This is a genomic window from Pseudomonas sp. NPDC089554, from assembly GCF_050280645.1.
In the GTDB taxonomy this organism is placed as follows: Bacteria; Pseudomonadota; Gammaproteobacteria; order Pseudomonadales; family Pseudomonadaceae; genus Aquipseudomonas.
The window spans coordinates 1-24,567 of the sequence record NZ_JBNNVR010000028.1 but is presented as its reverse complement, the minus strand read 5'-3'; the positions used below and the strand labels follow the sequence as shown (position 1 = coordinate 24,567).

General features: G+C 54.6%; 26 protein-coding genes. All 26 read right to left on the bottom strand.

The features are described 5' to 3' along the window. Window positions 1-3 precede the first annotated feature (3 nt). Complete coding sequence (locus ACQKPE_RS11205) at window positions 4-1,200, bottom strand: glycosyltransferase family 4 protein (RefSeq protein WP_427665782.1); 1,197 nt, start codon at window positions 1,198-1,200, stop codon at window positions 4-6. Between the two features lie 45 nt (window positions 1,201-1,245). Further along, a complete protein-coding gene (locus tag ACQKPE_RS11200; protein ID WP_427665780.1) occupies window positions 1,246-2,364 on the bottom strand; it encodes an N-acetyl sugar amidotransferase in 1,119 nt (372 codons plus the stop codon). After that, on the bottom strand, window positions 2,354-3,127 hold the full coding sequence (locus tag ACQKPE_RS11195; protein WP_427665778.1) for an AglZ/HisF2 family acetamidino modification protein: 774 nt from the start codon (window positions 3,125-3,127) through the stop codon (window positions 2,354-2,356). Before ACQKPE_RS11195 ends, ACQKPE_RS11200 begins: the two co-directional genes overlap by 11 nt. A gap of 1 nt (window position 3,128) precedes the next feature. Next, entirely contained in the window at window positions 3,129-3,749 is a 621-nt protein-coding gene (gene hisH / locus ACQKPE_RS11190; protein WP_427665776.1) for an imidazole glycerol phosphate synthase subunit HisH, read from the bottom strand. 3 nt (window positions 3,750-3,752) lie between these two features. Beyond that, on the bottom strand, window positions 3,753-5,198 hold the full coding sequence (locus tag ACQKPE_RS11185; RefSeq protein ID WP_427665774.1) for a hypothetical protein: 1,446 nt from the start codon (window positions 5,196-5,198) through the stop codon (window positions 3,753-3,755). 10 nt (window positions 5,199-5,208) lie between these two features. After that, the gene (locus tag ACQKPE_RS11180; RefSeq protein WP_427665772.1) at window positions 5,209-6,156 is read right to left on the bottom strand and encodes a Gfo/Idh/MocA family protein; all 948 of its coding nucleotides are present in this window, start codon (window positions 6,154-6,156) and stop codon (window positions 5,209-5,211) included. Window positions 6,157-6,171: 15 nt separating this feature from the next. Continuing rightward, window positions 6,172-7,185, bottom strand: coding sequence for a Gfo/Idh/MocA family protein (locus tag ACQKPE_RS11175; RefSeq protein WP_427665770.1), 1,014 nt, complete (start codon window positions 7,183-7,185; stop codon window positions 6,172-6,174). After that, entirely contained in the window at window positions 7,182-7,850 is a 669-nt protein-coding gene (locus tag ACQKPE_RS11170; RefSeq protein WP_427665768.1) for an SGNH/GDSL hydrolase family protein, read from the bottom strand. The genes ACQKPE_RS11175 and ACQKPE_RS11170 overlap by 4 nt, the downstream gene beginning before the upstream one ends. Continuing rightward, on the bottom strand, window positions 7,847-9,091 hold the full coding sequence (locus ACQKPE_RS11165; protein WP_427665825.1) for a lipopolysaccharide biosynthesis protein: 1,245 nt from the start codon (window positions 9,089-9,091) through the stop codon (window positions 7,847-7,849). The genes ACQKPE_RS11170 and ACQKPE_RS11165 overlap by 4 nt, the downstream gene beginning before the upstream one ends. A gap of 2 nt (window positions 9,092-9,093) precedes the next feature. Next, on the bottom strand, window positions 9,094-9,777 hold the full coding sequence (locus tag ACQKPE_RS11160) for a cytidylyltransferase domain-containing protein (RefSeq protein ID WP_427665767.1): 684 nt from the start codon (window positions 9,775-9,777) through the stop codon (window positions 9,094-9,096). A gap of 2 nt (window positions 9,778-9,779) precedes the next feature. Then, window positions 9,780-10,817: a nucleotidyltransferase family protein gene (locus tag ACQKPE_RS11155; protein ID WP_427665765.1), complete on the bottom strand. Its 1,038-nt coding sequence runs from the start codon at window positions 10,815-10,817 to the stop codon at window positions 9,780-9,782. Window positions 10,818-10,821: 4 nt separating this feature from the next. After that, on the bottom strand, window positions 10,822-11,457 hold the full coding sequence (locus ACQKPE_RS11150; protein ID WP_427665763.1) for a NeuD/PglB/VioB family sugar acetyltransferase: 636 nt from the start codon (window positions 11,455-11,457) through the stop codon (window positions 10,822-10,824). Continuing rightward, a complete protein-coding gene (gene neuB, locus ACQKPE_RS11145) occupies window positions 11,454-12,536 on the bottom strand; it encodes an N-acetylneuraminate synthase (protein WP_427665761.1) in 1,083 nt (360 codons plus the stop codon). Before neuB ends, ACQKPE_RS11150 begins: the two co-directional genes overlap by 4 nt. 2 nt (window positions 12,537-12,538) lie before the next feature. Continuing rightward, window positions 12,539-13,693, bottom strand: a complete 1,155-nt coding sequence (gene neuC, locus ACQKPE_RS11140) for a UDP-N-acetylglucosamine 2-epimerase (RefSeq protein WP_427665759.1) — start codon at window positions 13,691-13,693, stop codon at window positions 12,539-12,541. Beyond that, window positions 13,690-14,841, bottom strand: a complete 1,152-nt coding sequence (locus ACQKPE_RS11135) for a LegC family aminotransferase (RefSeq protein ID WP_427665758.1) — start codon at window positions 14,839-14,841, stop codon at window positions 13,690-13,692. Before ACQKPE_RS11135 ends, neuC begins: the two co-directional genes overlap by 4 nt. Before the next feature lie 9 nt (window positions 14,842-14,850). Beyond that, window positions 14,851-15,828 carry an NAD-dependent 4,6-dehydratase LegB gene (locus tag ACQKPE_RS11130; RefSeq protein WP_427665756.1) on the bottom strand — a complete coding sequence of 326 codons (978 nt, stop codon included), beginning with the start codon at window positions 15,826-15,828 and terminating at the stop codon, window positions 14,851-14,853. Window positions 15,829-15,847: 19 nt separating this feature from the next. Further along, on the bottom strand, window positions 15,848-17,065 hold the full coding sequence (locus ACQKPE_RS11125; RefSeq protein ID WP_427665755.1) for an N-acetyl sugar amidotransferase: 1,218 nt from the start codon (window positions 17,063-17,065) through the stop codon (window positions 15,848-15,850). Between the two features lie 7 nt (window positions 17,066-17,072). Beyond that, the gene (gene hisH, locus ACQKPE_RS11120; protein ID WP_427665753.1) at window positions 17,073-17,681 is read right to left on the bottom strand and encodes an imidazole glycerol phosphate synthase subunit HisH; all 609 of its coding nucleotides are present in this window, start codon (window positions 17,679-17,681) and stop codon (window positions 17,073-17,075) included. Continuing rightward, window positions 17,678-18,427, bottom strand: coding sequence for an imidazole glycerol phosphate synthase subunit HisF (gene hisF, locus ACQKPE_RS11115; protein ID WP_427665751.1), 750 nt, complete (start codon window positions 18,425-18,427; stop codon window positions 17,678-17,680). Before hisF ends, hisH (ACQKPE_RS11120) begins: the two co-directional genes overlap by 4 nt. Window positions 18,428-18,515: 88 nt before the next feature. Beyond that, complete coding sequence (locus tag ACQKPE_RS11110) at window positions 18,516-19,598, bottom strand: DegT/DnrJ/EryC1/StrS family aminotransferase (protein ID WP_427665750.1); 1,083 nt, start codon at window positions 19,596-19,598, stop codon at window positions 18,516-18,518. A gap of 99 nt (window positions 19,599-19,697) precedes the next feature. Next, entirely contained in the window at window positions 19,698-20,279 is a 582-nt protein-coding gene (gene wbpD, locus ACQKPE_RS11105; protein WP_427665749.1) for a UDP-2-acetamido-3-amino-2,3-dideoxy-D-glucuronate N-acetyltransferase, read from the bottom strand. A 7-nt stretch (window positions 20,280-20,286) separates the two neighbouring features. Then, a complete protein-coding gene (wbpB, locus tag ACQKPE_RS11100) occupies window positions 20,287-21,237 on the bottom strand; it encodes a UDP-N-acetyl-2-amino-2-deoxy-D-glucuronate oxidase (RefSeq protein WP_427665747.1) in 951 nt (316 codons plus the stop codon). A gap of 15 nt (window positions 21,238-21,252) precedes the next feature. After that, window positions 21,253-22,566: a UDP-N-acetyl-D-glucosamine 6-dehydrogenase gene (gene wbpA / locus ACQKPE_RS11095; RefSeq protein ID WP_427665745.1), complete on the bottom strand. Its 1,314-nt coding sequence runs from the start codon at window positions 22,564-22,566 to the stop codon at window positions 21,253-21,255. Between the two features lie 540 nt (window positions 22,567-23,106). Then, window positions 23,107-23,370 carry a LapA family protein gene (locus ACQKPE_RS11090; RefSeq protein ID WP_427665743.1) on the bottom strand — a complete coding sequence of 88 codons (264 nt, stop codon included), beginning with the start codon at window positions 23,368-23,370 and terminating at the stop codon, window positions 23,107-23,109. 20 nt (window positions 23,371-23,390) lie between these two features. Beyond that, window positions 23,391-23,687: an integration host factor subunit beta gene (gene ihfB / locus ACQKPE_RS11085; protein WP_427665741.1), complete on the bottom strand. Its 297-nt coding sequence runs from the start codon at window positions 23,685-23,687 to the stop codon at window positions 23,391-23,393. A 221-nt stretch (window positions 23,688-23,908) separates the two neighbouring features. Beyond that, window positions 23,909-24,567, bottom strand: a 659-nt coding sequence (locus ACQKPE_RS11080) for a S1 RNA-binding domain-containing protein (protein WP_427665740.1), incomplete at its 5' end; no start/stop codon positions are given.

The window sequence follows — 24,567 nt, the reverse complement described above, 5'->3', positions numbered from 1 at the left end:
TGTTCAGGGCCTCGTCCGTGATGAGTGAATGCGGCGGTAAAGTTCCAACATGAGTGCAGCGTTGGCTTCGATAGAGAAATTCTCTTGTGCCCAGGCTTGCGCGCGCCGACCCAGCTCGCGACGCCATTGCGGCGCTTGCGCCATGCGTTGCAAGGCATCAGCGATCAATTCCGGGGCCGGCGTGGGCACTGCCAGGCCGGTCACCTCGTGGAGCAACGCATCAGGCACTGGGTTAGCAACAGCCACGACACTGGGCACGGAGTAGAAAGCGGCTTCGAAAACAGGCCGACCGGCCGCATCCAGGTGGGTGGGGAAACAGAGTATGTCCAACTTGGGATACAGCGAGCGGACATCGCCCACAAACCCAAGCAGCTTGACGTGATCAGCCAGTTGCTCACGCTCGATGATAGCCTCTAGTTCGCTGCGCACATCGCGGGCAAAACCGAACTTGCCCAATATCCATGCCTTCAGCCCGGACAACTCACGTGCATTCTCACCGGCTACCAGGCACTGGATGCGGACCCCACGCTGTTTGAGGATGCGCATCGATTCGACGAGCTCGAAAATACCTTTGAGTGGAATCAAGCCACCAAGAAAACCAACTGAAACGACATCATCGTCAGATTTTTCCACAGTTTTGGGCAGCGGCTCAGAGAGCTTGAGACCATTGTGGATAACGTTCAGCGAAAGCGTCGTATCCAACGTACCCGCGACGGTATGGTCGATAGGTACCACCGCGTCGGCGTAACGTCGCAACATTTCGTTCACCCAGCGTGTACGTCGCCCCTCACCGGGCTTTCGCTGCAAGGAACGGACATGCACGACCAAGGGCACCTTGAACAACCGTCTGGCGAGCAGCCCAAGGGGCAACAGCGTGATTTCGTTGATATGAATCAGATCGAAGGATCGTTGGCGAAGACGCCACAACCCCAGCAACGAGTAAGGCAGCAAGAACAGCTCGCGCAAGGGGATGATCCAGCGAATCTTCCGATAGTAGCCGTAGCGAGTGTTGTCGAACTGACTGAGGCCACGTACTGCGTGCACCTGCATGCCTGCGTCCGAGAAGGACTGGCAGACCACACCCTCAGGTGTCAGCACAGTGCCACGTACCCCCTCCTGATGCAGCAAGGTGTATAGCTCTATAAGACTTTTCGATGCACCACCGAACGCTGCGGCCGGGTGCAAATACAAGACATTCACAAGAAATACCTACTCGCGCTATACCGATAACCTTTTTGCACAGAATCAACCGCGCCTCATCTGGTAAAGCTTGCGCAAAAAGTCCCAGGCAAAGCGCTCACTGGGATAGGCGTCGTGCGCAACGGCCGGTCGTCGCAGGTAGTCCTCCAATTGGGACTCATTCCAACCCATTTTCTTGAGGAAGTACTTGCGATCTCGCTCCAGCTCTTCGGACGATGCATACGGCGACTGCCGCAGGTGCTCGAGCGCTTCATCTCGCGACATCTGCCCACTCATCACCAGTGTCGACAGGTGCAACTTGCGCTTATCTACGTCGAACTTCTGCGGAAGAAGATAACCTTGATAGAAACGAGTAAACACCGACTCGTAGTGTTTATACGGGTAACGCTTGTAAGCGTACTTCTGCTCCAGCAGGTCTAGCGCCTGATCCTTCTGATAGTCATACAGGTCCAGGAACGATGCCCACTGGATACCGCGCAACACCCGGTTGTAGAGGTAACCGGTGGTCCCCATGATTGGGAAGCTCTTGATTCGCACCGCGTTGCGCCGGGCGATTGCCTTGATATTGCGCTTATCCCACTTACGCCAGTTCCAGTCCTCTGGCATCGGCATGCCTTCGGTCGCCGAGTTGCTGCCAGACAGGATGTACTTGATACCGTAACGTCTGGCCTGTTCGTAGTTCACCGCCAACATGGCGTTGTCATAGAGCAGTTCGACATCGATGACATCGGCATCGAAGAACGCCTGCATCAGGCCCTTGTATTCGGGCCAATCGATCACATGGGTGTAGAGGTCCACGCCCAGGTGAGTCACCAGGTTCTTGATGTTGTTGACCGCCAACTCGGAGTTCCAGTTGTTATCCATGTGCACGGCCAGGGGGCGTAGCCCTTCTTGCAGCGCAAGATGGATGACGTACGAGCTGTCGACGCCACCAGAAAGCCCGATGATGCAGTCATACGGTTTGCCTTTACCCGCTTGCTTCACCTGCTCGATGAACGCCTTGCGCTTCTCGAGGCGCTCTGCCTCAGGCGCAAAAACCACGCCATTGACGCGTTGCTTGAAGTACGTGCAGTAATTGCAAACGCCATGCTCATCGAACACGATGCCAGCGGCACTATCATCCATTACGCAACGGGTACAGACCTTGTGTTGTTTAGCCGACATCTTTGCCCCTGAAAAGCGCTTCCAACTCTGAATATTTTGGGTAACTGATCAACACCGCGCGGTGTGGTCCCTGCAGCACGAAGAAGCTCCCTGCGGCAACGGCGGACGCGCCAGCCTTGATCGCTTCGAGGAAATCCTGCAAATTGGCCGCGCCTCCCAGTGCAACCAAGGGTACATCCACGGCACGCGCAGCCTCCTCGATCAAACGAAGATCATAACCTTGTTGCATACCGTCACGGTCGACCGCATTCAATAACACCTCTCCCGCTCCTGCTGCGACCAAAGCCTTTAGCGCTGTCAGCCAATCGGCCTTCAAGACACTGCGCTGGGAGGACGACCAGAGTCGGTAGCGTCCCAGCCAGTCTTTCTTCACATCCACGGACAAGACGACGCTCTGACTGCCAAAACGCTCAGCAATCTCGGTGAGTAGATGGGGGGTGGCGATGGCGGACGTTTGCAGAACGACCTTTTCCACACCGGACGAGAAGATCCTGTGCGCCTGCTCGACCGTAGAAATGCCGCCACCATACCCCAGAGGCATGAAGCATTCCGCAGCAATGCTTTCGATAAGCTCGTAGTTCGGCTCACGCCCTTGCCGGCTTGCATCGATGTCAAGCAGCATCAGCTCATCCACTTCCTTTTCATTGAAGATACGGATGGCATTGATCGGGTCGCCGATGTACTTGTGCTTGCCGAACTTCTGGGTTTTGACCAAACCGTCTTCACGCAGGAGCAACGCCGGAATCACACGGTGCTTAAGCACATCACACCTCTAGGAAATGTCGGAAAAGGTCCATGCCGAATCGATGACTCTTCTCCGGATGGAACTGGAACCCCCAGATGTTCGACCTGTGAAACGCGGCGACAAAAGGCTCGCCATGGTAACACTCGAGCAACACATCATGGGGATCGGCGCATTCGACCCTATAGGAGTGCACAAAGTAGAAGCGTCGGCTATCAGCCGTCGCTGGCAGCAAGACGCTCTCGCGAACCTGACGTACTTCATTCCATCCCATGTGGGGCACCTTGATACGTGTATCCGAAGGGCGGAAACGCACGGCACGGGCATTGATCCAACCCAAACCGGCAGTTTGGCCTTCTTCACTGCCACGGGTAAGAAGCTGCATGCCCAGGCAGATACCCATGATCGGCACTTGTCTTTCGTGAACGGCTTGCTCCAAAGGCTCGACCCAACTCCCCCCCCGCAAACACTGCATGGCATGATCAAACGCACCGACCCCGGGCAGGATGAGTTTGTCGGTAGCCTCCAGTTCGCTGGGAGAGCGTACGATCTGAGCGTCTCCGCCCACGTGATGGATCATATTGATGACTGAAGCAAGGTTGCCGCAGCCATAGTCGATTACCGATATCTTTGTCCTGGCCACGGGTTAGTTCCGTACAGTTGATTGATCAGGCTTCGGGAGAATGCCAGCTGCTTTGCCAAGATTGTCGACAAAGCCCGCTCGACAAAAAGATTCTGCCACCGACAGCGACACGCCCTCTTCAGTCAGCCGGGCGAGCCCCTGTGAAAGCGCCGCAGGCGAGGTAGCCAACCATGTATCACCCGAAGCGATGATAGGTAGCATCAACTCATGACCTGGTAATGCCAAAACAATCGTTCGCACGCCCATGGCCAATGCATCGTAGTGACAAGCCGAGGAGATGCTCAGATGCACGTCAGCCCGCGCCATCAGTAAATGCGTAGGCGTGTCGTCAGTAGCTCCAAGGATGCGTACACGGCTGTCGATTGCCAATTCCCGGTAGGCCTCATCTCTATCGTAAAACGGATGAAGCTTGACATTCAGTACAAACGGCCGAGTTTCAAGTGCGACAAACTGCAACATGAAATCAACCAGCGCATCCACCGCTATCCCTTGAGTAGTCAATAGTATCTGCAATGGCTGCGACTCTGGCCGCGCAGCAGCCCATGCACTGCGGATGGCGCGGTACTCCTCGACTACAGCGCAACCGCATGGCACGACACGCTGCAGTCGAGCCAAAGCGGAACCCGCGAGATAGTCGCGCCAGTATGAACCATAGGCCGCCAACACATCCGGCAATAGTATGTCGGCATCAGTCTGGTCTAACGCCGCTGCCGGCAAGGCATCCGGGTGGTCAGCCGAGAAGATGCCGTGCTGCAGTTCAACGAACCGAATGCCAATGCGTTGCGCTGCATGCATCAGCGCATAGTCGCCGGTATCGGCAACAAAGACCGCTGTGGGGCGCTGCCTGCGCAGAATCAACGAATAGAACCAGACTTGCCAACGGAACTTCGAGTAGACGGACTGAACATGAGCAGCGCTCAACGTGCCCTCTCCAAAAGCCTTGTTTACCGCTGTAGCCAGGCTCGCGAACTGACCATCCCTATCACGCAGCCGACACACTCGCGCTATCAGCGTGGAGGCAATCTGGATAAAGGTTACATCCAGATTGATCGGCACATCTGCCTGCCGTTCCCGAGGCGCGAAAGTCGTACTGTTACAGAAGGACCATTTTGCACCGCCGTTGATGCGCTCAAGCAGACTGTCGAAGTAGATATCGACGTAGCGCCCGTTGCGCTGGGTACGTAGTGCAGAGCTATAAGTCTTGACGATGTACAGACATCGCCCACCAAGCAACACTCGCAAAGCGCCGAACAGCGAGCGCACTCCGCGCCACAGCAATGCAGCACGTCCCAATCGCCCCTGAGGGGCAAGATCAAGTCCCATCATTGCATGCCCAATGGGTGCGCGCAGCAGACGCCACAACGCAATACCGTCCCGCTGAAAAGCAAACAGGCCATGCTTAGACTCTGCCAGCGCCAAGCGCTGTGCCACTTCCTTTTCCGTCAACACATCCGGACTCTTAGCTATCCATGTTGAAAATGCGCGCCACCAGCTCCATCGACTTGAAGGCGTCGTCAATGCTTGTCAAATCATTCTCTTGGCCCCGCGCTGCACGCACGGTCTGTTGCGCTTGGAACAGCAAGCCAGGTTTGTACATCGAATCAATCTCATCGATTTCCAGCGACTGACTACGACGCTCGCCCTTGAACTGAACGGAAATTTGCTCCAGAGGGCGCATTTCCAGGCGCTCTGCAGGCGTATTAACAGTAACTACCCACGGACCTGGGCCGTTCCAGATACCCTCATAAAGGCCACTGTCCCCACTCGAGAACGTTATGAAGGCCAGTACTAACCCCGGGTTGACGGGGTTCCATTTGACAATATTTTCAACCGAAACCACCTCACCACGCCCAAGAACTCGAAGGTAATCTATCAAATGGATAGAGTTTGCGAACATGTAGTTCTCGACCATCAACGGTGGGTTATTGTGAATGGTCAACGCGGCGTGTTGATCTTGCTGATCAAGTACCTTGATGAACCTTGGCTCATCACGTTTCTGCTGCAAGCGCTCGATCGCATGACGAGTACTTGAGTAGGCTCTCCTGTTAAGCGCCACATGGACACGGGCGCGCTTTGCCAATGCCGCATCACGGATAGCGCGAGCATCGGCCAGGTTGTAACCTGCGGGTTTCTCTAGTAATACCAGCCAAGGAAACTCGAAGCAACGTACAGCGATATCCGCCATGTGCAATTCGGTTACAGTGACGACAACAATATCTGCCTGAGTACTTTCATACATTTCTTCCAAAGTATCGAATACCTGGATGTTTTCGTAATCAGTTACCAACGCTTCAGCTCGGTTACGGGTTCTGGAGGTTATACCTACGACCTGTGCCTCAGCCGTTCCCTCAAAGGCCTTCAGGTGCTCCGAGGCCATGTAGCCAGCGCCGACGATTGCAACTTTCAACTTAGATATCATCTTTCATGCCCACGTGAATGTCTTTTGGGTCGGCAACGAACCGTCCACAGCGGTCACGGCCGCGCCGGTCTCGCCAGAAACGTAGGACGCGACCAGTGCCGCCAAGGCATGACGCCCCACTGAACCGTCCGGGAAGGGATTCCCAGCCAGCATCGCAGTCCAGACGTCTGCGGTAGGCTTTAGTACATCAGCCGGAGCGATAGCAAACTGCTCAAGCCGTGCAGGCATACCATAGCGGGTGGTGGGCAGCTCTTTAAATTCATCCTCACGACGAATCGCACGCACACTACCAGCCAACTCATCGACTGTGATCTGGCCATTTCGGCAGCCATAAATCACCTGTATCCCATGCCCCAGGTCACCACCAGCCTCCAGAGTGAAACGGATACCACTGCGGCTGACAGCGCGTAGCTGTCCAGAATAATCCGCATATTGCGCGCCTCGAGGGTTAGGCACCTTTTCATCGTCGATCCAACATTGAATCGACTGCAAATGCTCGCCTGTCACATAGCGGAACATTTCAAAATAATGGACCGCATTCATTGCAAGGCCGAAGTTCGAGGCATGCACGGTAATGCTGCGTAGGTCACCGTACTCCTTGCTGGCAAGCATCTCGCGAATACGCGTGTACTGTTCCATGAACTGCATCTGGTGGTTGACTGCCAGACACACTCCGTTCTCTTCGCATGCTTGAATCATGGCATCGGCCTCGGCGAGAGAAACGGCCATCGGCTTTTCACAAAGGATGTAGCGAAAGCCACTGACCGCCGCCGAACAGACAAGCGCTGCATGACTCGGCGCCGTTGTCGAAACGGTAAGTAGCTCGGCCTTGGATTCGGCCAGAAGCGCTTCAGCGCTTGGGTAAACCTTATCAGCGAGGAAAGGAAACTCCTTTAGCGTCTCATCGATTGCCCCTTGGAAGAGGTCATATACACCCACCACTTCGAAGCCAAGATTGATCGCCACTTGAATATGGCGACGCCCCATTCGGCCAAGCCCAACAATCACAAATTTCATGGAGTACGCCCCTGTTCAATATGTTTTAAAATAGCGTGCGCCAAGTACCCGTGTGTTTCTTGCCGCAAGTGATGGCCGTCCACCATGTAGCACTCGTCTGCAAGGGAGACGTCAAGCACTGAGGCACCGAGCTCCTGGCGCAGAATATCATTAGTTTCAGTAATTCTCTGGGTCACGCCCGGCAATAGGCGCTCATAGAATTTTGCCCCTAGAACCGGAATCCACAACAGACCGATATCACGCTCCCGCGCAACATCTCTAAATGCTCTTACATTTTCTCGGAAAACGTCCGCTTTAACGTAGGAAACTTTCCGATATTTACGCAAGCGTTCAAAAATCCACTTCCCGCAGCGGGGGAAAAACCGGGTAAACAAGCCAAGCGCTTTCTGCTGGATGATTTCATTGCGCGAAAATGCACGGGGCGCACAGTCAACAATCCCGACTTGTATAATCAACCAACTCACTGTTCGCCTAGAGCTTAACCAGTACTCTGACTGCGCCAACAAATCACTTGATGTTGCGCCACCAAGAGATAGCTGAAGCCACTCGAAGTTCGGCAGCTTGCTCCGCAGCAAGAAAGCCCAAGTATCGTCCAACAGCAAAGCTTCTGGTTGTTTCCTACCCAGGGCCAAACTATCAGTAAGCAGCAATATTGTATCTTTCATCGGGTAAACCATGGCATCGTGTATGCTCGCATCGAGCAGAACCAAGTAATAACGAACAACACTATCTGACCGACAAGCGCACCCTGAGCAGCGCCCACTGCCCCGTGTCGCTCAATCAACAGGTAGCACGCCACAGGTGTCAGCAAGGCTGCAGCCGTAGAAGCGTAGGAAAGATACTTATTCTGGGCTGCATAGTTAATATAGAGCCCCACCATATAGTACATGCCTGTAAATGCACCAGAGAAAAACAACCAAGGCAGGTAGCCAGTCGCGGCAGCGTAGTCTTCACCTGCGATAAATACAACAAACTCCGGGACGACCGCGGAAAGTACTGTAGCCAGCACCAGAACGCCCACAAAATACACATACGAAAGCCGAACCAGCTTACGCCGTACACTCTCCTGATCCAATGCCAAACGAGAATACAGCCAAGGCACATAAGCTTTGTTCAGCGAATCCACCATGAGTGCCATGATCATTGATAGCTGAGCCGCAACGGCATAGACCCCAACCACCGCAGCACCTTTAAGATGCCCCAGCACCAGGCGGTCCGACATAGAGATCACAACACCACTGATCGAATGAGGAATGATGGGCAGGCCGAACGCCACCAACCATCGAAAACTCGCTCCGTCGAAGATAAACACCAACCAGCCCGAACGCCACATACTGAAAACTGCAACAACTGCAAATGCGATGAAGGCCAGCAGCTGTCCCAGTACCCTGCCCACGCCCTGCAGCTCAAGAAGCAAAACCAGTATCAATGAGGCTGCTACATTCAGCAAAGTCATTGACACCTGAAAGACGCCGTACTGCAAAGCTCGGCTTTTCACCTGCGCACACGCAAGCCATGCATTGCAAATAGCCAGGGCACCCGCAGAGGCTATAGCACAACTAATCCAGCTCGCAGGCAGAGGCAGACGCTCCTTAAAAAACGCCCCAAGAGGAATCGACAGTACGGTACCCAATACCGTTAGCAAGACGATCACACAGATACTCGTCCCCGCAAATACTGCAAAACCGGCTTGATCAAGATGATAATACTGCCGGGTGAAGGCTGCTCCGACTCCAAGGCTGATGACCGCTGTCGCGCAAGCACAAAGGATCGTGAAAACAGCCACGAATCCATACTCTTCTGGACCCAACGCACGCGTGAGTATCGGTAGCAGTGCAAAGGGAACCATGGCGTTGGCGATGTTACTGACGAAATAGATTACTGCGCTCCTGCCAAACCCTCCCACATTCACGGAGTAATCGCCATGAAGTGACGAACCTTTTCAAGGTCATCAGGAGTATCTATATCGAGAGACCGCTCACGCGGCATAATGTAGCCCTGCGTCAGCTCCGATAAGAAACTACGAGACTCAATAAACCAGGAAGTCTTTGCCACATAAACAGCACCATTCAACCGATAAATACTCGGAAGCTCCTGTCGACGCGAATACTGACTCTTGAGTAGCGGATCAAGAACACCATTGTCACTCAATGAAAACATCCAGAACGGGCTCTCCTCTACCTCACACACCGATACACAGGCTGGTGCCTGCGCATCGATACATAGGCGAACAGCTTCATCAATATCCTCTGCCGTTCGCAAAGGTGAAGTCGGCTGCAACAGGACAATATAATCGTACTCCGGCAAGCGCTGCAGGCAATCTATCACGACATCCACACTACTGGCCGCGTCCCCAGCTAGCGACAGATCACGAACAAAGGGAACCTCGCACCCCAGCTGCGCTGCTACCGAAATAATTTCAGCATCGTCACTGGAGAGTACGAGCCTGTCCAGCAGGGTCGAATGACGCGCCGCTTCGATGGTCCAACCTATCAATGGCTTTCCAGCCACATCAATAACATTCTTTCGAGGGATACCCTTCGAACCACCACGCGCAGTGATCAGTGCGAGAATTTTGTGCCCTGAATACATCTTCAGCTCCACTCTCGCTGAGCACGCTCGTACTCCTCAAGCCGACCTATATCCAGCCAGTACTCACGCAATGGGTAGGCTGCTGTTTTTCTACGCTGCTCTCCCAATTGTTGAAAGAGGCTAGGCATATCGAAAAATTCTCGCGAGGGAATCAAGTCCAATGCTTCACTGGAAAGCACATAGACACCGGCATTCACAAAGAAGTGATGCGTGGGCTTTTCCTCTATCCCCGTGATAGCAACACCCTTAACACTCACTACTCCATAGGGCACTTGAAATTCGTGCTCACGAACGGCCATCGTTGCAACCGCACCATGCTCCTCATGAAAGCTGAGCATTTTTTCGAAATTGGCTTTGGTAATCAAATCACCGTTCATGACAAAAAACGGTGCCTGTGGTCGCTCCGGCAGCAACGATAAAGCACCTGCTGTGCCCAGCCGTTCGTTTTCATGCAGGTATTGAATTTCGACCCCCCAACGCTCGCCGTTGCCGAAATAGTCCAAAATCACGTCAGCTTTATAGTTGACCGAAATGAAAAATCGTCGAAAGCCTTGTTCGATAAAGCTCTCGAGAATGCTCTCGAGAATCGGTTTCCCACCGATGGCAAGCATTGGCTTCGGGCAATTGTTGGTGAGCGGTCGCAAGCGCGCACCCAGCCCACCCGCCATCAATACAACCCAGTTCTCACGCGCCGAAACTCCGAGAAAATCATCGATGGTTGCCAGTCCGACGAGCACTCCCTGTTCATCGACCAAAGGCAAATGATGAAACGTGAAACGGCGCATCATCGCCAGAATTTCTTCCCGTGGAGTATGTGGCGATCCTGTCCTAGGCTTAGTGTTCATCGCGCCAGCCACTGGGCCATCCAGATCCTGCCCGTTAAGAATGGCACGCCTGACATCACCGTCGGTCAGCAACCCAACAAGGCGCATGTCCTCGTCAGCGATCAAGGCCATTTGTATACCTGATGCATCAATCCGACGTATAGCCTCCCGGAGGGACACATCAGACGAAACCACAATATCTTTCCAATTCTTCATTAATCTAACTCACACGGCGGGCCGGGTTGCCGACTACCGTCGTACCGGCGTCCACGGTATCGACGACAACAGCCCCAGCACCCACTACTGCATTCCTTTTCACCGTAACGCCCGGAAGCAGTACAGCACCCGCACCAATAAAAGCGCCCCCTTCCACCCGGGCCTGGCCACACAAAGTGGCACCTGGGCCTATGAAAGCGAGCTCTTCAACATGGCACTCATGATCGACGAGTGCTCCGGTATTCACAACAACCCCACCAGCAATCCTGCAGCCCGGTTGGACGATGGCGCCAGCCATGATCTGCACGCCTTCCCCTAATTCACAGCTAGCAGCAACTACAGCCGAGGGATGAACCACCGAGACGAAACGATACCCATGCTGCCGAAACCTCTGATGTACGCGGATACGGAGTGTTTGCCCGGGAATCACACCGATACCGTTCGCCAACAATACCTGTTGCGTATCTGAGCACAACACATCCTCATCGCCACCAACTGCCTCAAGCCCATACCATCCGTTGTGTTTCGCCAACTCCGGCGCTGAAACCCCCACCAAGTCGTGACCACAAAGCTTGAGTACATCCAGGACGACGCGAGCATGCCCGCCCGCACCAAGCAACAGAACCGGCAAACCACTCATGCCGAATCACCTGCGGCATAGTCTTGGTCGGCCACTTGGCCAATCAGGTCCCAGGCATGCATGGGCGCGCGACCAGAACCAAGACGAGCGCTAGTCAGATCTTTGGCCAAAATTCGCTGGCCACGCGCAACAGCGCGGGCAAAAACAAGGCTCTGGCGAGCGGCCTTACGCGTGTCCCACTCACTGACTTGCGGCGCCTTCACTGCCTGTCCCATCATCTGCTGCACCAGCCGAACCTGCTCCACGAGAGTTCTCAGTTCATCGGGCGCCAGCGACGCAGCGTGATCCGGTCCCGGCAACGCACGGTCGAGCGTGAAGTGTTTCTCCACGATGCACGCATTGTTCGCTACAGCCGCGACAGATGCCAGTACCCCCTCCGTATGATCGGAATAACCAACCGGTAATCCAAAGGTGTCGTGCAGTATCTTCATTGCTCGAAGATTGACCTCTTCAGGACGTGCCGGATACTGCGAAGTGCAATGCAACAGCGCAACCTGTTTCGTTACCAGAGCACGTGCTTCAGCACGCGTCCAATTGATCCAGACATGCTCCAGGCTTGTCGGAGGCTGGTCGAATTCGAGCCCATGAGCGAGCACCGCCAACGCCTGGTCTATTTCTCCCAACGTCGCCATACCTGTCGACAGGATCATCGGCCGCCCCATCCTTGCCACGGCCCATAGCATCGGGCCATTGGTTATCTCTCCGGATGGAATCTTATAGACTGGCATATCGAGACCGCCGAGAAACTGCAGGCTTTCGTGATCGAATGCTGTAGAGAGAAAGTCCAAGCCCAGTTCACGCGCACGGGCTTGCAGCGGAAAATGCCATTCATGGGGCAACTCGAGCTTCAGAAGCATTTCAAGCTGGCTGTCCTGTTCACCCGTATTGCGCTTCTGGTAAGCAGCCTTCGGAGCGCTAGCCGATGCCAAAAGGCGAGCGTTGAACGTCTGAAACTTGACAGCATCGGCACCTGCCGCAGCGGCAGTCTCAACCAACGCCAGAGCCTTCTCGAAATCGCCATTATGGTTAACGCCCGCTTCGGCGATGATGTACACACCGCTACGTTCGAAATAATTCATGCTCAAACCAGGTCGTGAAATGTTTTGGGTAGTATCGCGCTAAATTGCTCAAGCACCGCTACCGTACTTGTTGCTGCGCAACCCTGCCCATAAGGGTTGAGTATGTGCCGACAGCGCTCTGCGAAGCCTACGTCCAGGGCCTTGTGCAGCGCATCACGGATCGAGGCTGCTTCGGCTGTACAGTTCAAGACCGACTCCGCAGCAAGACGGCCCTGCTGCCGCGTACCAATGTTTACCGTCGGCACGCCAAATGCCGGCACTTCTATGATCCCGCTTGACGAATTCCCGACTACTGCGCTAGCAAGCGCTACTGCACTCAGATAACGCCTGAAGCCCAGCGATGGGATCGCCAGTACGCGCTCCGGGTTGGCCGCAGCATATGCTTCGAGCATAGGAATGATTGACCGCCCGCCGTTATCCGCATTGGGATAAGTCAGGATAACCTGATATCCAGGAAACGCGTCGAAGGCAGTGAGCATGGCGTTAAAGGCTTCGGACGCATCGCTCTCCACAGCTGTTTCCGGATGATACGTCGCCAGGAAGAACGGTCGATCAAGGTCGAAGCCAAGGCTTTCCGCCAGCACCCGACGATCCATCCGCGGCGTGCGTAACATGTGATCTAGGCCAAAGGCACCAACATTGAACACTCGCTCGGGAGCTTCCCCCATTTGAACTACGCGCTGGCGATAGGGCTCAGCCGCGACGAAATGCAAATACGCCAACTTGCTGATAGCATGGCGCAACACATCGTCGTAAGCACCTTCGGTAATCTCGCCACCATGCAAGTGGGCCACAGGAATACGCATCACAGCAGCAACCTGCACGATCGACAGAGCTTCGAATCGGTCGCCCAGCACCACAAGAACATCCGGAGCCAGACGCTCCAGCGCATCGGCGAAACCAAGTGTCCCAAGACCCATGGACTTGGCAACGCCCACGGGAGTATCGGAAGAGAGCAGCATCTCAACCTTGGCATCAATCACGAACCCATCGGCGACGATATCTTTCCAAGTTTCACCAAACTCTGGAGATAGGTGCATTCCACTAACCAGCACCTGCAGTTCCAAGAGTGAGCTTGCCTGGATATCCTTCATCAACCAATAAAGCAGACCATACTCAGCACGGGTAGCAGTGAAAACAGCTACCTTGCGCTTCACTGCAGATGCTCCGGAAGTACACTACTCGGCAAATTGACGACGCGCTCGACCAACCAACGAGACTGCTCGAGCCCATCGTGCAGGCAGTCGGAGTATGCGGGCAGATCACACATCAACTGCCATATTGGGCGTGTCATGACACCTGCAGCGTTACACGTCTCAAGGAGGCCATCACGCTCAGTACGATCGGGGCAAATCACCGCATTGAGCCAGTAATTCGACCGGCAATGATCAGGCTCCAACATGAATGTGAACTCACTACCCGCCAAGTGAGACGCATAGCGCTCAGCCAATTCACGTTTGGAGGCAATGAAAAGCTCCAGTTGCTCAAGCTGGGCACACCCCAGAGCCGCGTTGAGGTTTGGCAAGCGGTAGTTGAACCCTATTTCGTCGTGTACATACTCGAAAGGATGCGGGCGCTTGGCCGTTGTCGTCAGGTGCTTGGCACGCCCCCCCAACTCATCATTGGTCAGAATCATTCCCCCGCCGCCGGTAGTAATGATTTTATTGCCGTTGAAACTCAGGGTACCCAACAGGCCGAATGAGCCGGTATGCCTACCACGGTAGAAACTACCCAGGCTTTCCGCAGCATCTTCGACCAGCGGCAGGTTCCATCGCTCACAGACCGCCAGCAACCCATCCAGGTCGGCCGGATGGCCAAAGGTGTGCATCGGCAGACAGGCGGCGATTCGCTGGTCACCGACCTTGGTTCGGCAGCTACCGTCGATGTCCAGCCGCGCGTGTTGATCCAGCCAGGCCTGCAACGCCGTCGGCGACATTCCGAGGGTGCGTCGATCCACATCCACGAAGATCGGTTGTGCGCCACAGTAGGCAATCGCGTTACAGGTGGCGACGAACGTCAACGCCTGACTGATAACCAAGTCTCCCTGCCGTACCCCGGCCAGCAGCAATGCCACGTGCAGCGCGGCCGTTCCATTGACCGTTGCAATCGCGCGGGCTGCGCCGGTGTAGGCCGCTGCGTCATTCTCGAAGCGGTCGACAAAGGCGCCAACGCTGGAGACGAATGTCGACTCGATGGTTTCCTGGACATAGCCCGACTCCTGCCCTTTGAAAACGGGGGCATGCAAAGGGATGAACTCTTGGGTTCGATACTGCTCGCGAACGAAGCGGACAAGGGCGTCAAACATGGTAAGCACTCAAACGTTGTAGATATCGGCCTTGTATTTGCTCAGATTCTCGGGGCGCACCATCCACTCGACGGTTTTTTCCAGTCCCTCGCGAATGCTGTATGCCGGCTTGAAACCGGTCATGCCGTTGATCTTGGTGTTGTCACACCACAGCCTGAAGACTTCAGACTTTCCTGGACGCAAGCGTTGGTCATCGATAAGGAACTCGACGTCGCTCCCCATGATGTCCTTGATAAGATTCAGTGTGTCGCCAACCGAAATTTCGAAGTTAGAGCCTATATTGACGGTTTCGCCAATAGCCTTGTCGCAGCGTGCAAGCTCCAGAAAACCACGGCAGGTATCGGCTACATAGTTGAAGTCGCGGGTCGGTGACACATCGCCCAACTTGATCTGCTTCTGCCCACTGGCGATCTGCGTAATAATCGTCGGAATAACCGCACGTGCAGACTGTCGCGGGCCATAGGTATTGAACGGCCGGGCGATGGTTATTGGCAGGTCGAATGCATTGAAGAAACTGATGGCCATGGCGTCGGCGCCGATCTTCGAGGCGCTGTAGGGCGATTGCGCTTGTAGTGGATGCTTTTCATCAATCGGCACATACTGTGCAGTCCCATACACCTCGCTTGTGGAGGTATGTATGACGCGCTTGACGCCATTTTCTTTGGCCGCCTGACAAATATTCAGCGTGCCTTTTACGTTGGTATCGACATAACTGTCGGGTGCCACGTAAGAATAGGGAATCGCGATCAACGCAGCCAGGTGGAACACCACATCCACATCACGTGTAATGTGCTTGCAGAAATGCGGGTCGCGCACATCACCGCTGACCACCTCGATTGCCGAACGACAATCGACGTCCTCCAGCCACCCCCAGTTATTAAACGAGTTGTATTGGGACAATGCCCGTACGGAATAACCTTCGCGAACGAGCAGTTCGGTGAGGTGAGAACCGATAAACCCATCGGCCCCGGTAACAAGTGCTTTCATGACGTTTCTACTCGCTGATTCAGGCTTTCCAGATGGGCTTCTTAAGCGCCCACCCAGCAGACGTTTTTTCCCACAGGTGAGGAGTACGGAATTCCTCAATCACTTCGAGGAAGCGTTCCTGGGTAATACCCATATAGTCCAAGCACTGCTGTTGGTAAATCGCGGGGAATTCGCCGTCGAAACGCTTTATCAGCGCGATGGCCTCATCACGGGTGATATCGCCGTTGCGAATTTCCTGGGCAGCATCATACGTGGCACGACCGATGCCAAATTTGGTATAGGTGGTGTAGTAATGCAGCCAGTCAATCATGTCGTCGAGCGAGCTGTACTTACTGAAACTTCCTTCTGTTCGGAAGTCATTTGGCATGAAGTCAGTATTTTCTACGGAAAAATAGTAGGTTTCCTGCGGGTGCCATTTCAGGTAGTAACCAAGGTAGTGAACTTCAGTTCCAACCTTTTCGATGCGGTACGGATCGACCGGCAGGTACGCTTCCAGGTCAGCTAGCGTAAACTTGTACTCTTCCATCAGTTGCTGGGCGCTTACGCCCCCGAGGTACAGGTCTGCCATCTGATTTTCGGCGGTGTAGTATTTGGGATCACGAGTCGGCTTGTCGTTGTCCTGAATGGCATTACCGTACTCGGCTTCGTTCTCTCCGAAAATGACCAACGGAATATCCAACAAAGCCGACATCTTGGGCGCCAGATTTTTCTGACCAAGTATGAATGGTTGGAAAGGGTGGCAGAGTTTTTCAAAAGCCAACCGGGTAAGGGTTCGGTGAACTTTCTTGTTCTGATGGTAGGTGTAGTTAGCGAAGCCCGCATTGATCCATGCATCGAAGTTGCGCCGCCCAATATCCGTGTAGATGGCAGGGGGCCAAGTCACCAGGATAGGGTTCATCCCATACTTGTACTTCAACACATGAGCAGCCATTACGCTGTCCTTCCCGCCACTGCCCGGCACCACTACGTCATAGCGGCCATCCGAGCGGCGATGGCGATCGCACAGCTCCTTGAGCTCACGCTCACGCTCAGACCAAGCAATGCTTTTTTTCTTCTCGGCAAAATTACACGCATCGCAAACGCCATGCTCATCGAAGAAAATAGCCTTCTTGATCTCGCCAGGTTTGTTCTTAAATTCCACTGTAGAAGAAGGGCGCTGATTATTCATCGCGCACTTCTTGCAGAACTGGATATCCAATGGCAGGCCGTAGCGGCCGTAGAGTGCTTGATCAGTCATACCGGGCTCACAACGACAGGTAGTTTTGGAAGATCCGGATACCGACCTCTCGGCTTTTCTCCGGATGGAATTGCACACCGAATACGTTGTCACGTTGCACGGCTGAAACAAATTGGTGACCTGAGTACTCAGTCAGTCCGATGATATTCGTATAGTTCTGCACCTCGAAAGAGTGCATGAAATATAGGTGATCGTCATCGCCCAAGCCTCTGAGCAGAGGGGAATTGCCCTGCACAGAGACCCGATTGAATCCCATGTGTGGTACCACACCCTTACAGTGCATTGCGCGTACTTCACCACGAATGAGTCCAAGGCCTGCAGTTTCACCGAACTCAAAACCGACATCACAGAGAATTTGCATACCAAGACAGATACCCAGCAGCGGCCGCCCAGCTTGTGCCCAATCGCGTACAGCGACTGCCATACCGGAAGCAGTCAACTCCGTCATTCCGTCGGTAAAGCTACCCACACCCGGCAATATCAGTTTGTCTACATTGCTCAGATCTTGCGGCCCCTTGATCACGCGAGGCTCGGCCCCCGCATGCTCCAGCGCCCGGATGATACTGAAGGTATTCCCCGCCGCACCATAATCGACCACACCCACACACTGGCTCACAGGGCTACCTCCACACCATTTTCTTTCAGATGACGCTTGATCTGACCGATATCCGCCTGGCCATAATGCAGCATCGAAGCCACGGCAATACCACTGGGTTTAGCACGAAGCGCAACATCCAGAATGTGATCGAGGCTACCTGCACCGCTGGCAGCCACGACAGGAATGCGGACAGCATCAACAACTGCGCTGATCAACTCGATATCGAACCCACGACGTCGCCCGTCGGTATCTACCGACTGCAACAATATTTCACCCGCGCCACGGAGCTCGGCCTCCTTGACCCAGCTGAGCAAATCACGCTCGGAGGGAATACGCCCGCAATCGCTGTAGCAAGTCCACCCGCCACTCGGCAACCGTTTGGCCTCCACATTCAAGACAACCGACTGCCCACCGAACACGCGAGCAGCAGCATCAATGAGATCGGGCTGCACCAATGCTCCGGTGTTGATCACGACTTTGTCGGCACCATGATGGAAAAGGCGGGTAAAGTCATCGACCGTGCGCACCCCACCGCCCACGGCGAAAGGAACCAGCAAATTGCGGGCAGTGGCAGCAATCTGCTCAAGCAGAATTTCGCGTCGATAAAGGCTGGCAACGATATCTACATAGAAGACTTCATCAGCCCCCTGTTCATAGTACGTCCGGGCCAATTGCTCTGGCAGTCCAACCTTGCGCAACCCCTCGAAGTGAACCGGTTTCACGACCTGGGGAGGCTTGACATCCAGCTTCGCGATGACTCGCATACTGCACCTCAAAAAAATGTTCCATCAAAAAATAAGTATTAAATCGGCTATTCGCACCGCAGCGCTGAGAGAAGATCTCTTTGAAGATCTAGCGACTAGCCACCAGATGCGAGACAACCAGATTGACCTGTTCGGCCGTCAAATAGGGATGCATGGGTAGGCTCATGACTCGGCCTGCAACCTGATCGCCTACAGGCAGATGAGCACTATCATCACTGACGGCTGGCTGGCGGTTCAGCGGTATAGGGTAATGCACGGCCGTTGGCACGCCCAAAGCTTTCAGCTTGGCTTGCACGCTCTCGCGATCATCAAGCTGTACCGTGTACTGCGCCCATACACTGCGGTTATGCGATTCAACCACTGGAGCGGGAATACCAACGGACGCCAATGCCTCGGCATAAAGATCAGCAACGCGCTGGCGTTGAGCCAGCTCAGCGTCAAACCCCACAAGCTTGGCGAGCAAGATTGCGGCCTGAAGAGTATCGAGTCGACTGTTCACGCCAACCCGGACATGGTGGTAGCGACGATCCTGGCCATGCCGTGCGATTTGCCGCATGGTAACCGCCAGCTCATCGTTGCTCGTGAAAATTGCACCACCGTCACCATAACAACCCAGCGGCTTGCTCGGGAAGAAGCTGGTGCAGGCGATGCTGGACAGATTGCATGAACGCTTGCCTTTGTACAGCGCACCGAAACTCTGCGCCGCATCTTCAATAACCATCACTCCATGCTTGGCCGCAACGGCATTGATTGCCTCAAAATCTGCGCATTGTCCGTACAGAGAGACCGGAATAATCGCTTTGGTGCGCGACGTAATTGCCACATCCAGCAGCGTGGCATCAAGATTATAGGTGCGGGGATCGATGTCAACATAGACAGGCTTTGCACCCAGCAACGCAACGGCCTCTGCCGTAGCAATGTAGGTAAAGCCAGGAGTAACGACCTCATCTCCCGGGCCCACCCCCAACGCCATCAATGCAATCTGCAACGCGTCCGTGCCATTAGCGACAGCGATGCAATGCCGTGCACCCGTATATTCTGCAAGCTTTGCCTCCAACTCACCTACTTCGGGGCCGAGGATATACTGTCCATGGTCCAGCACTCGCTGTATGCCAGCGTCGATCTGGCTTTTAAGCTGTTGGTACTGGCTCTTAAGATCGATAAATTCCATGAATCTCACACAGTTCGCTAGGTGCTTCATTCGTAATGGCTCGCGGAGGACGCTTAACACGAGGAGAACGTGAATTCGTCTCAATCCGCCAATATGGCACTACTCAAAATTTTTTCGTAAGCAACGGCCATTGAGACTGTAACGATCACCGCTGTGCTGGCAAACGACTTCCCCTTGCCCTTGAAGCGGCAGTTCGAGTTTCTCACCAAATTCGCTCATCCAACCAACCTGCCTTGCAGGCACGCCGACCATCAGCGCATAGGCTGGCACATCCCTGTTGATCACTGCCCCGGCCCCCACAAACGCGTACTCCCCAATAGTGACCCCGCACACGATGGTGCAATTCGCACCCAGAGTGGCACCTTTGCATACCAGCGTATCGCGGTACTCATTCTTGCGCTCGATGAGCGAGCGAGGGTTGTAGACATTAGTGAACACCATGCTTGGACCGCAGAACACACCCTCTTCCAAGGTCACATTGTCGTAGACCGACACGTTGTTCTGGATCTTGCAGTTATCCCCAATGATGACCTTGTTGCCGACGAATACGTTTTGCCCCAAGGAGACGCCTTTGCCGATGCGCGCGCCTGCGCAGACATGGACGAAGTGCCATACACGCGAACCGTCACCAATCTGCGCACCCTCATCGACGATGGCTGACGCATGAACCTGATACCCCATGTCGACCTCAGCGCTTCAAGGACGCCAGGAACGGGTGGCCTTCCCCGTCCTGCGCTACGACCACCTGGTACGAACGGATGGTATCAACCGTTTCCACGCAGTGCCGGGCATCCTCGATGCCGTAGCCACGCCCCGCCAGGATCTCCTTGTAGCTCGTGGTGTGCAGGTCGGTGAAACCTTCGGAGAACTCCATCTCCTCACCATCGACGGTAATCGACCGGTAAGTCGGCTTCTTGCCCTGCACAGCCGCGGGAAGATCCTGCGCATCAATGGAAAGGAACCAGCGCACCCGAGCCTTTTCATACTCGAGGTAGCCGGCGGCCTTGTAGTCATTGGCGAAGTGCACGACGTTGCGCTGGAGCTTGCCGAAAATGAAATGCAGCATGTCGTAGAAGTGCACACCGATATTGGTAGCTACCCCGTACGACTTGCGCGGGTCACCTTTCCAGCTTTCCATGTACCACTTGCCGCGAGAAGTGATGTAAGTGAGCTCGACCTCATACTTGCCCTCGCGAACCTCACGCGCCACTTTCTGCTTCAGGTCAAGAATCGCCTGGTGATGGCGCAACTGCAGGATGTTGAAGACGCGCTTGCCCGTTTCCTTCTCCACTTGCGCGAGTTCATCTAGCACTTCAGGGGTGGGTACCAGCGGTTTTTCGCAGATGACGTCGCAGCCCAAGCGTAGCCCGGCGGCGATATGGGCATGGTGCAGATAATTTGGTGAACACACGGCTACATAATCGAGCGCCGTTGCGGGGTCGCGACGGATGCGGTAGGCATGTTCGGCAAAACGTTCGAACTCGGTAAAGAATTCGCTCTGGGGTGACAGGCTGTCGATGATACCCACGGAGTCGTTGATATCGTATGCCGACACCAGTTCGTTACCCGTGTCCTTGATAGCACGCATGTGACGGGGGGCGATGTAACCGGCAGCACCGATAAGGGCAAATCGTTTCAAAGCAACGCTCCTGGATCAGGCCTTGATTACATTGTTGGCCGACGCACGGTATTTGCCGCGGCTGTCGACGATCAACCGCGCATGCGCCTGGATATGCGCATAATCGAACTTGTCGTGATCGGTAGCCAGGATAACGGCATCGAACGAAGCAAGGCTTTCAGCGCTCAGCTCGACACTGGACAGATTGAAATGGTGCTCACGCATTTTCGGAAACACCGGCACATGCGGATCGCTGTAGGCAACCACACACCCCTTGGCTTCCAACAGCTCCATGATTTCCACGGAGGGGGACTCGCGCATGTCATCGACGTTTTTCTTGTAGGCAATACCCAAAACCAACACCTTGCTGCCTTTGAGTGCCTTGGACTGATCATTCAATCCATCCATCAGTTTGCCGACGACATATTCCGGCATTGCTTGGTTGACCTCGCCCGAGAGCTCGATGAAGCGAGTGTGCAGGCCATATTCCCGCGCCTTCCAGGTTAGGTAGAAAGGATCGATCGGAATGCAATGCCCGCCCAACCCCGGCCCAGGATAGTACGCTGTAAAGCCGAAGGGCTTGGTGGCTGCCGCATCGACTACCTCAAAGATGTCGATGCCCATGCGGTCGGCGACCACTTTCATCTCATTGACCAGGCCGATGTTCACCGCCCGGTGAATATTCTCGAGTAGCTTCGTCATTTCCGCAGCCTTGGTCGAACTGACGGGCACGACACGATCAATCGCCTGCTCGTAGAGTGCGATGCCCACCTCCAGGCATGCCGGAGTGTGACCACCGATCACCTTGGGAATCGTGCGGGTCTCAAAGCCGGGATTACCCGGATCTTCACGCTCAGGCGAGTAAACGAGGAAGATGTTTTCCCCCACCTTGAGATCGCCCTGCTCTACACGTGGCAATAGCTCTTCTTCCGTGGTACCCGGGTAGGTGGTGCTCTCCAGAGAAACCACTTGCCCGGCACGCAGGTATGGCCTGATAGCTTCCGTGGTATTGATCACGAAGCTCATGTCCGGCTCACGATACTTGTTCAGAGGTGTCGGTACACACAGGATCAAGGCATCACACTCACCTACCCGCTGAAAATCACAGGTGGCTTCAAAACCGCTGTCGCGTGCATCACGGATACGCTCGGCCGAAATATGCTCGATGTAGCTTTCTCCGGCGTTGAGGCGAGTAGTCTTCACCTCATCGATATCAATACCGAGCACGCGATAGCCGATGGCGTTGTAACGCAGCATCAGCGGCAGGCCCACGTAACCCAGTCCAACAATACCGATGAGCGCCTCCCGGCTCTTGAACCTGGCGATGGTGTCCTGCTTGGTAACCGACATACTGATGAAACTCCCCTTCTTTTAAACCAAATTCGGGTCAAGCACTGACCATGGAAAGACGCTTGCTCATGGCGAGCAAGACACTTCCTGATCGATTTCGCCTCGCCTACTCAACCTACGGCTCTTCAGGAATGCTGTAGCCGCGGCGCTCAATTCAAACGACATATTATGCCTTTACCGCTGCCTCAAGGCTCCCGAAAAATCAGATATCGACGCGCGAGCACAATCGTTCACCGGAAAGAATATCAAAATGCCATACACCAGCACCAAGCGAATTCCCAGCCGAAGAACCCAAAGCCCCCCGCCCCTCGCAAAGATAAAGCTGCATCCGATCCACATCCGGATCAAGCCGCTACGTTCAAGGCATAACCAAGGACGACAAGGGTTTTCAAACGCCAGGCATTGACAACCCTCGACAGAAAGTCATGGAGCAAGATAGGGGTAAAGATATAAAGCAGGCCGCCAGATCACGGCGATGATTGAAGGGAGGGAAAGGGCGCTCCGAGCACCGAAGAGGATAACGCCCCTAGCAGCATGGTGCTAGCTGTCGGGAGACGACTCAGGACGCACCGAAGCAATGATCCTACGCTTGCCACGCATCACTCCATATGCGGCAAGCAGCGGCCCTATCGCAAGCCCGACGATCAGGGCTGCCACCACCGGCACTGCCACCGGCATCGATGGCGCAGACCAACCAAACAATATCAAGGCAACCGATTGCTGGTTTTCCAACACAAAAAACAGCACCACAGCCGCCAATAGCAACACAAAAAGTAGTGCCAGAGCGCGCTTGAAACTACGCATCAGAGTGCTCCTTTCAATACTCAGCCGGGCTCATGCTCATCTTCATTCACCCGATCCCGCAACTCCTTCCCCGGCTTGAAATGCGGCACAAACTTACCATCAAGGCTGACCGACGCCCCAGTCTTGGGATTACGCCCAACCCGAGGCGCACGATAATGCAGGGAAAAACTGCCAAACCCCCGGATTTCAATACGCTCACCGGTCGCCAAGCACTGCGACATCTGCTCAAGCATGGTCTTGATGGCCAACTCGACGTCCTTGGACGAGAGCAGGCCCTGGTGGGTGACAATACGTTCGATCAGCTCCGACTTCGTCATATTTTTCCCTTCGTTATCAAGCAGCTAGATCATTGCTTAATCAGTTTGTAGCACGCTCGGAGGGATTTGAACAGGGCGCATCTTGACTTAATAAAAAAATTCAAGAACGCACTACATCGGAGCACCCATGCTGCGCCTCGCCAGACCAGCCGGCGCAATCAAAAATCACAGGCAAAAAAAGGGCGACCCGAGGGTCGCCCTTTTTACCGATCAAACAGAACTCAGTTCTGCTTGGCCATTGCTTCGCGCAGCAGCGCAGCCATGGTGGTATCGGCAGCAGCTTCCGGAGCGGTGTTCTTCAGGCTCTGGATAGCTTCGCGCTCTTCAGCATCGTCCTTCGACTTGATGGACAGGCTGATAACGCGGGACTTGCGGTCGACGCTGATGATCTTGGCTTCGATCTCTTCGCCTTCCTTCAGCACGTTACGAGCGTCTTCAACGCGGTCACGGCTGATTTCGGAAGCCTTCAGAGTAGCTTCGATGTCGTCGGCCAAGGTAACGATGGCGCCTTTGGCGTCAACTTCCTTGACGATACCCTTGACGATGGCACCCTTGTCGTTGACAGCAACGAAGTTGGAGAACGGATCGTCTTCCAGCTGCTTGATGCCCAGGGAGATGCGCTCGCGCTCCGGGTCAACCGACAGGATGACGGTTTCCAGCTCGTCGCCCTTCTTGAAACGACGCACGGCTTCTTCGCCGGTTTCGTTCCAGGAGATGTCGGACAGGTGGACCAGGCCGTCGATGCCGCCTTCCAGACCAATGAAGATACCGAAGTCGGTGATCGACTTGATGGTACCGCTGATCTTGTCACCCTTGTTGAACTGGCCGGAGAAGTCTTCCCATGGGTTGGACTTGCACTGCTTGATGCCCAGGGAGATAC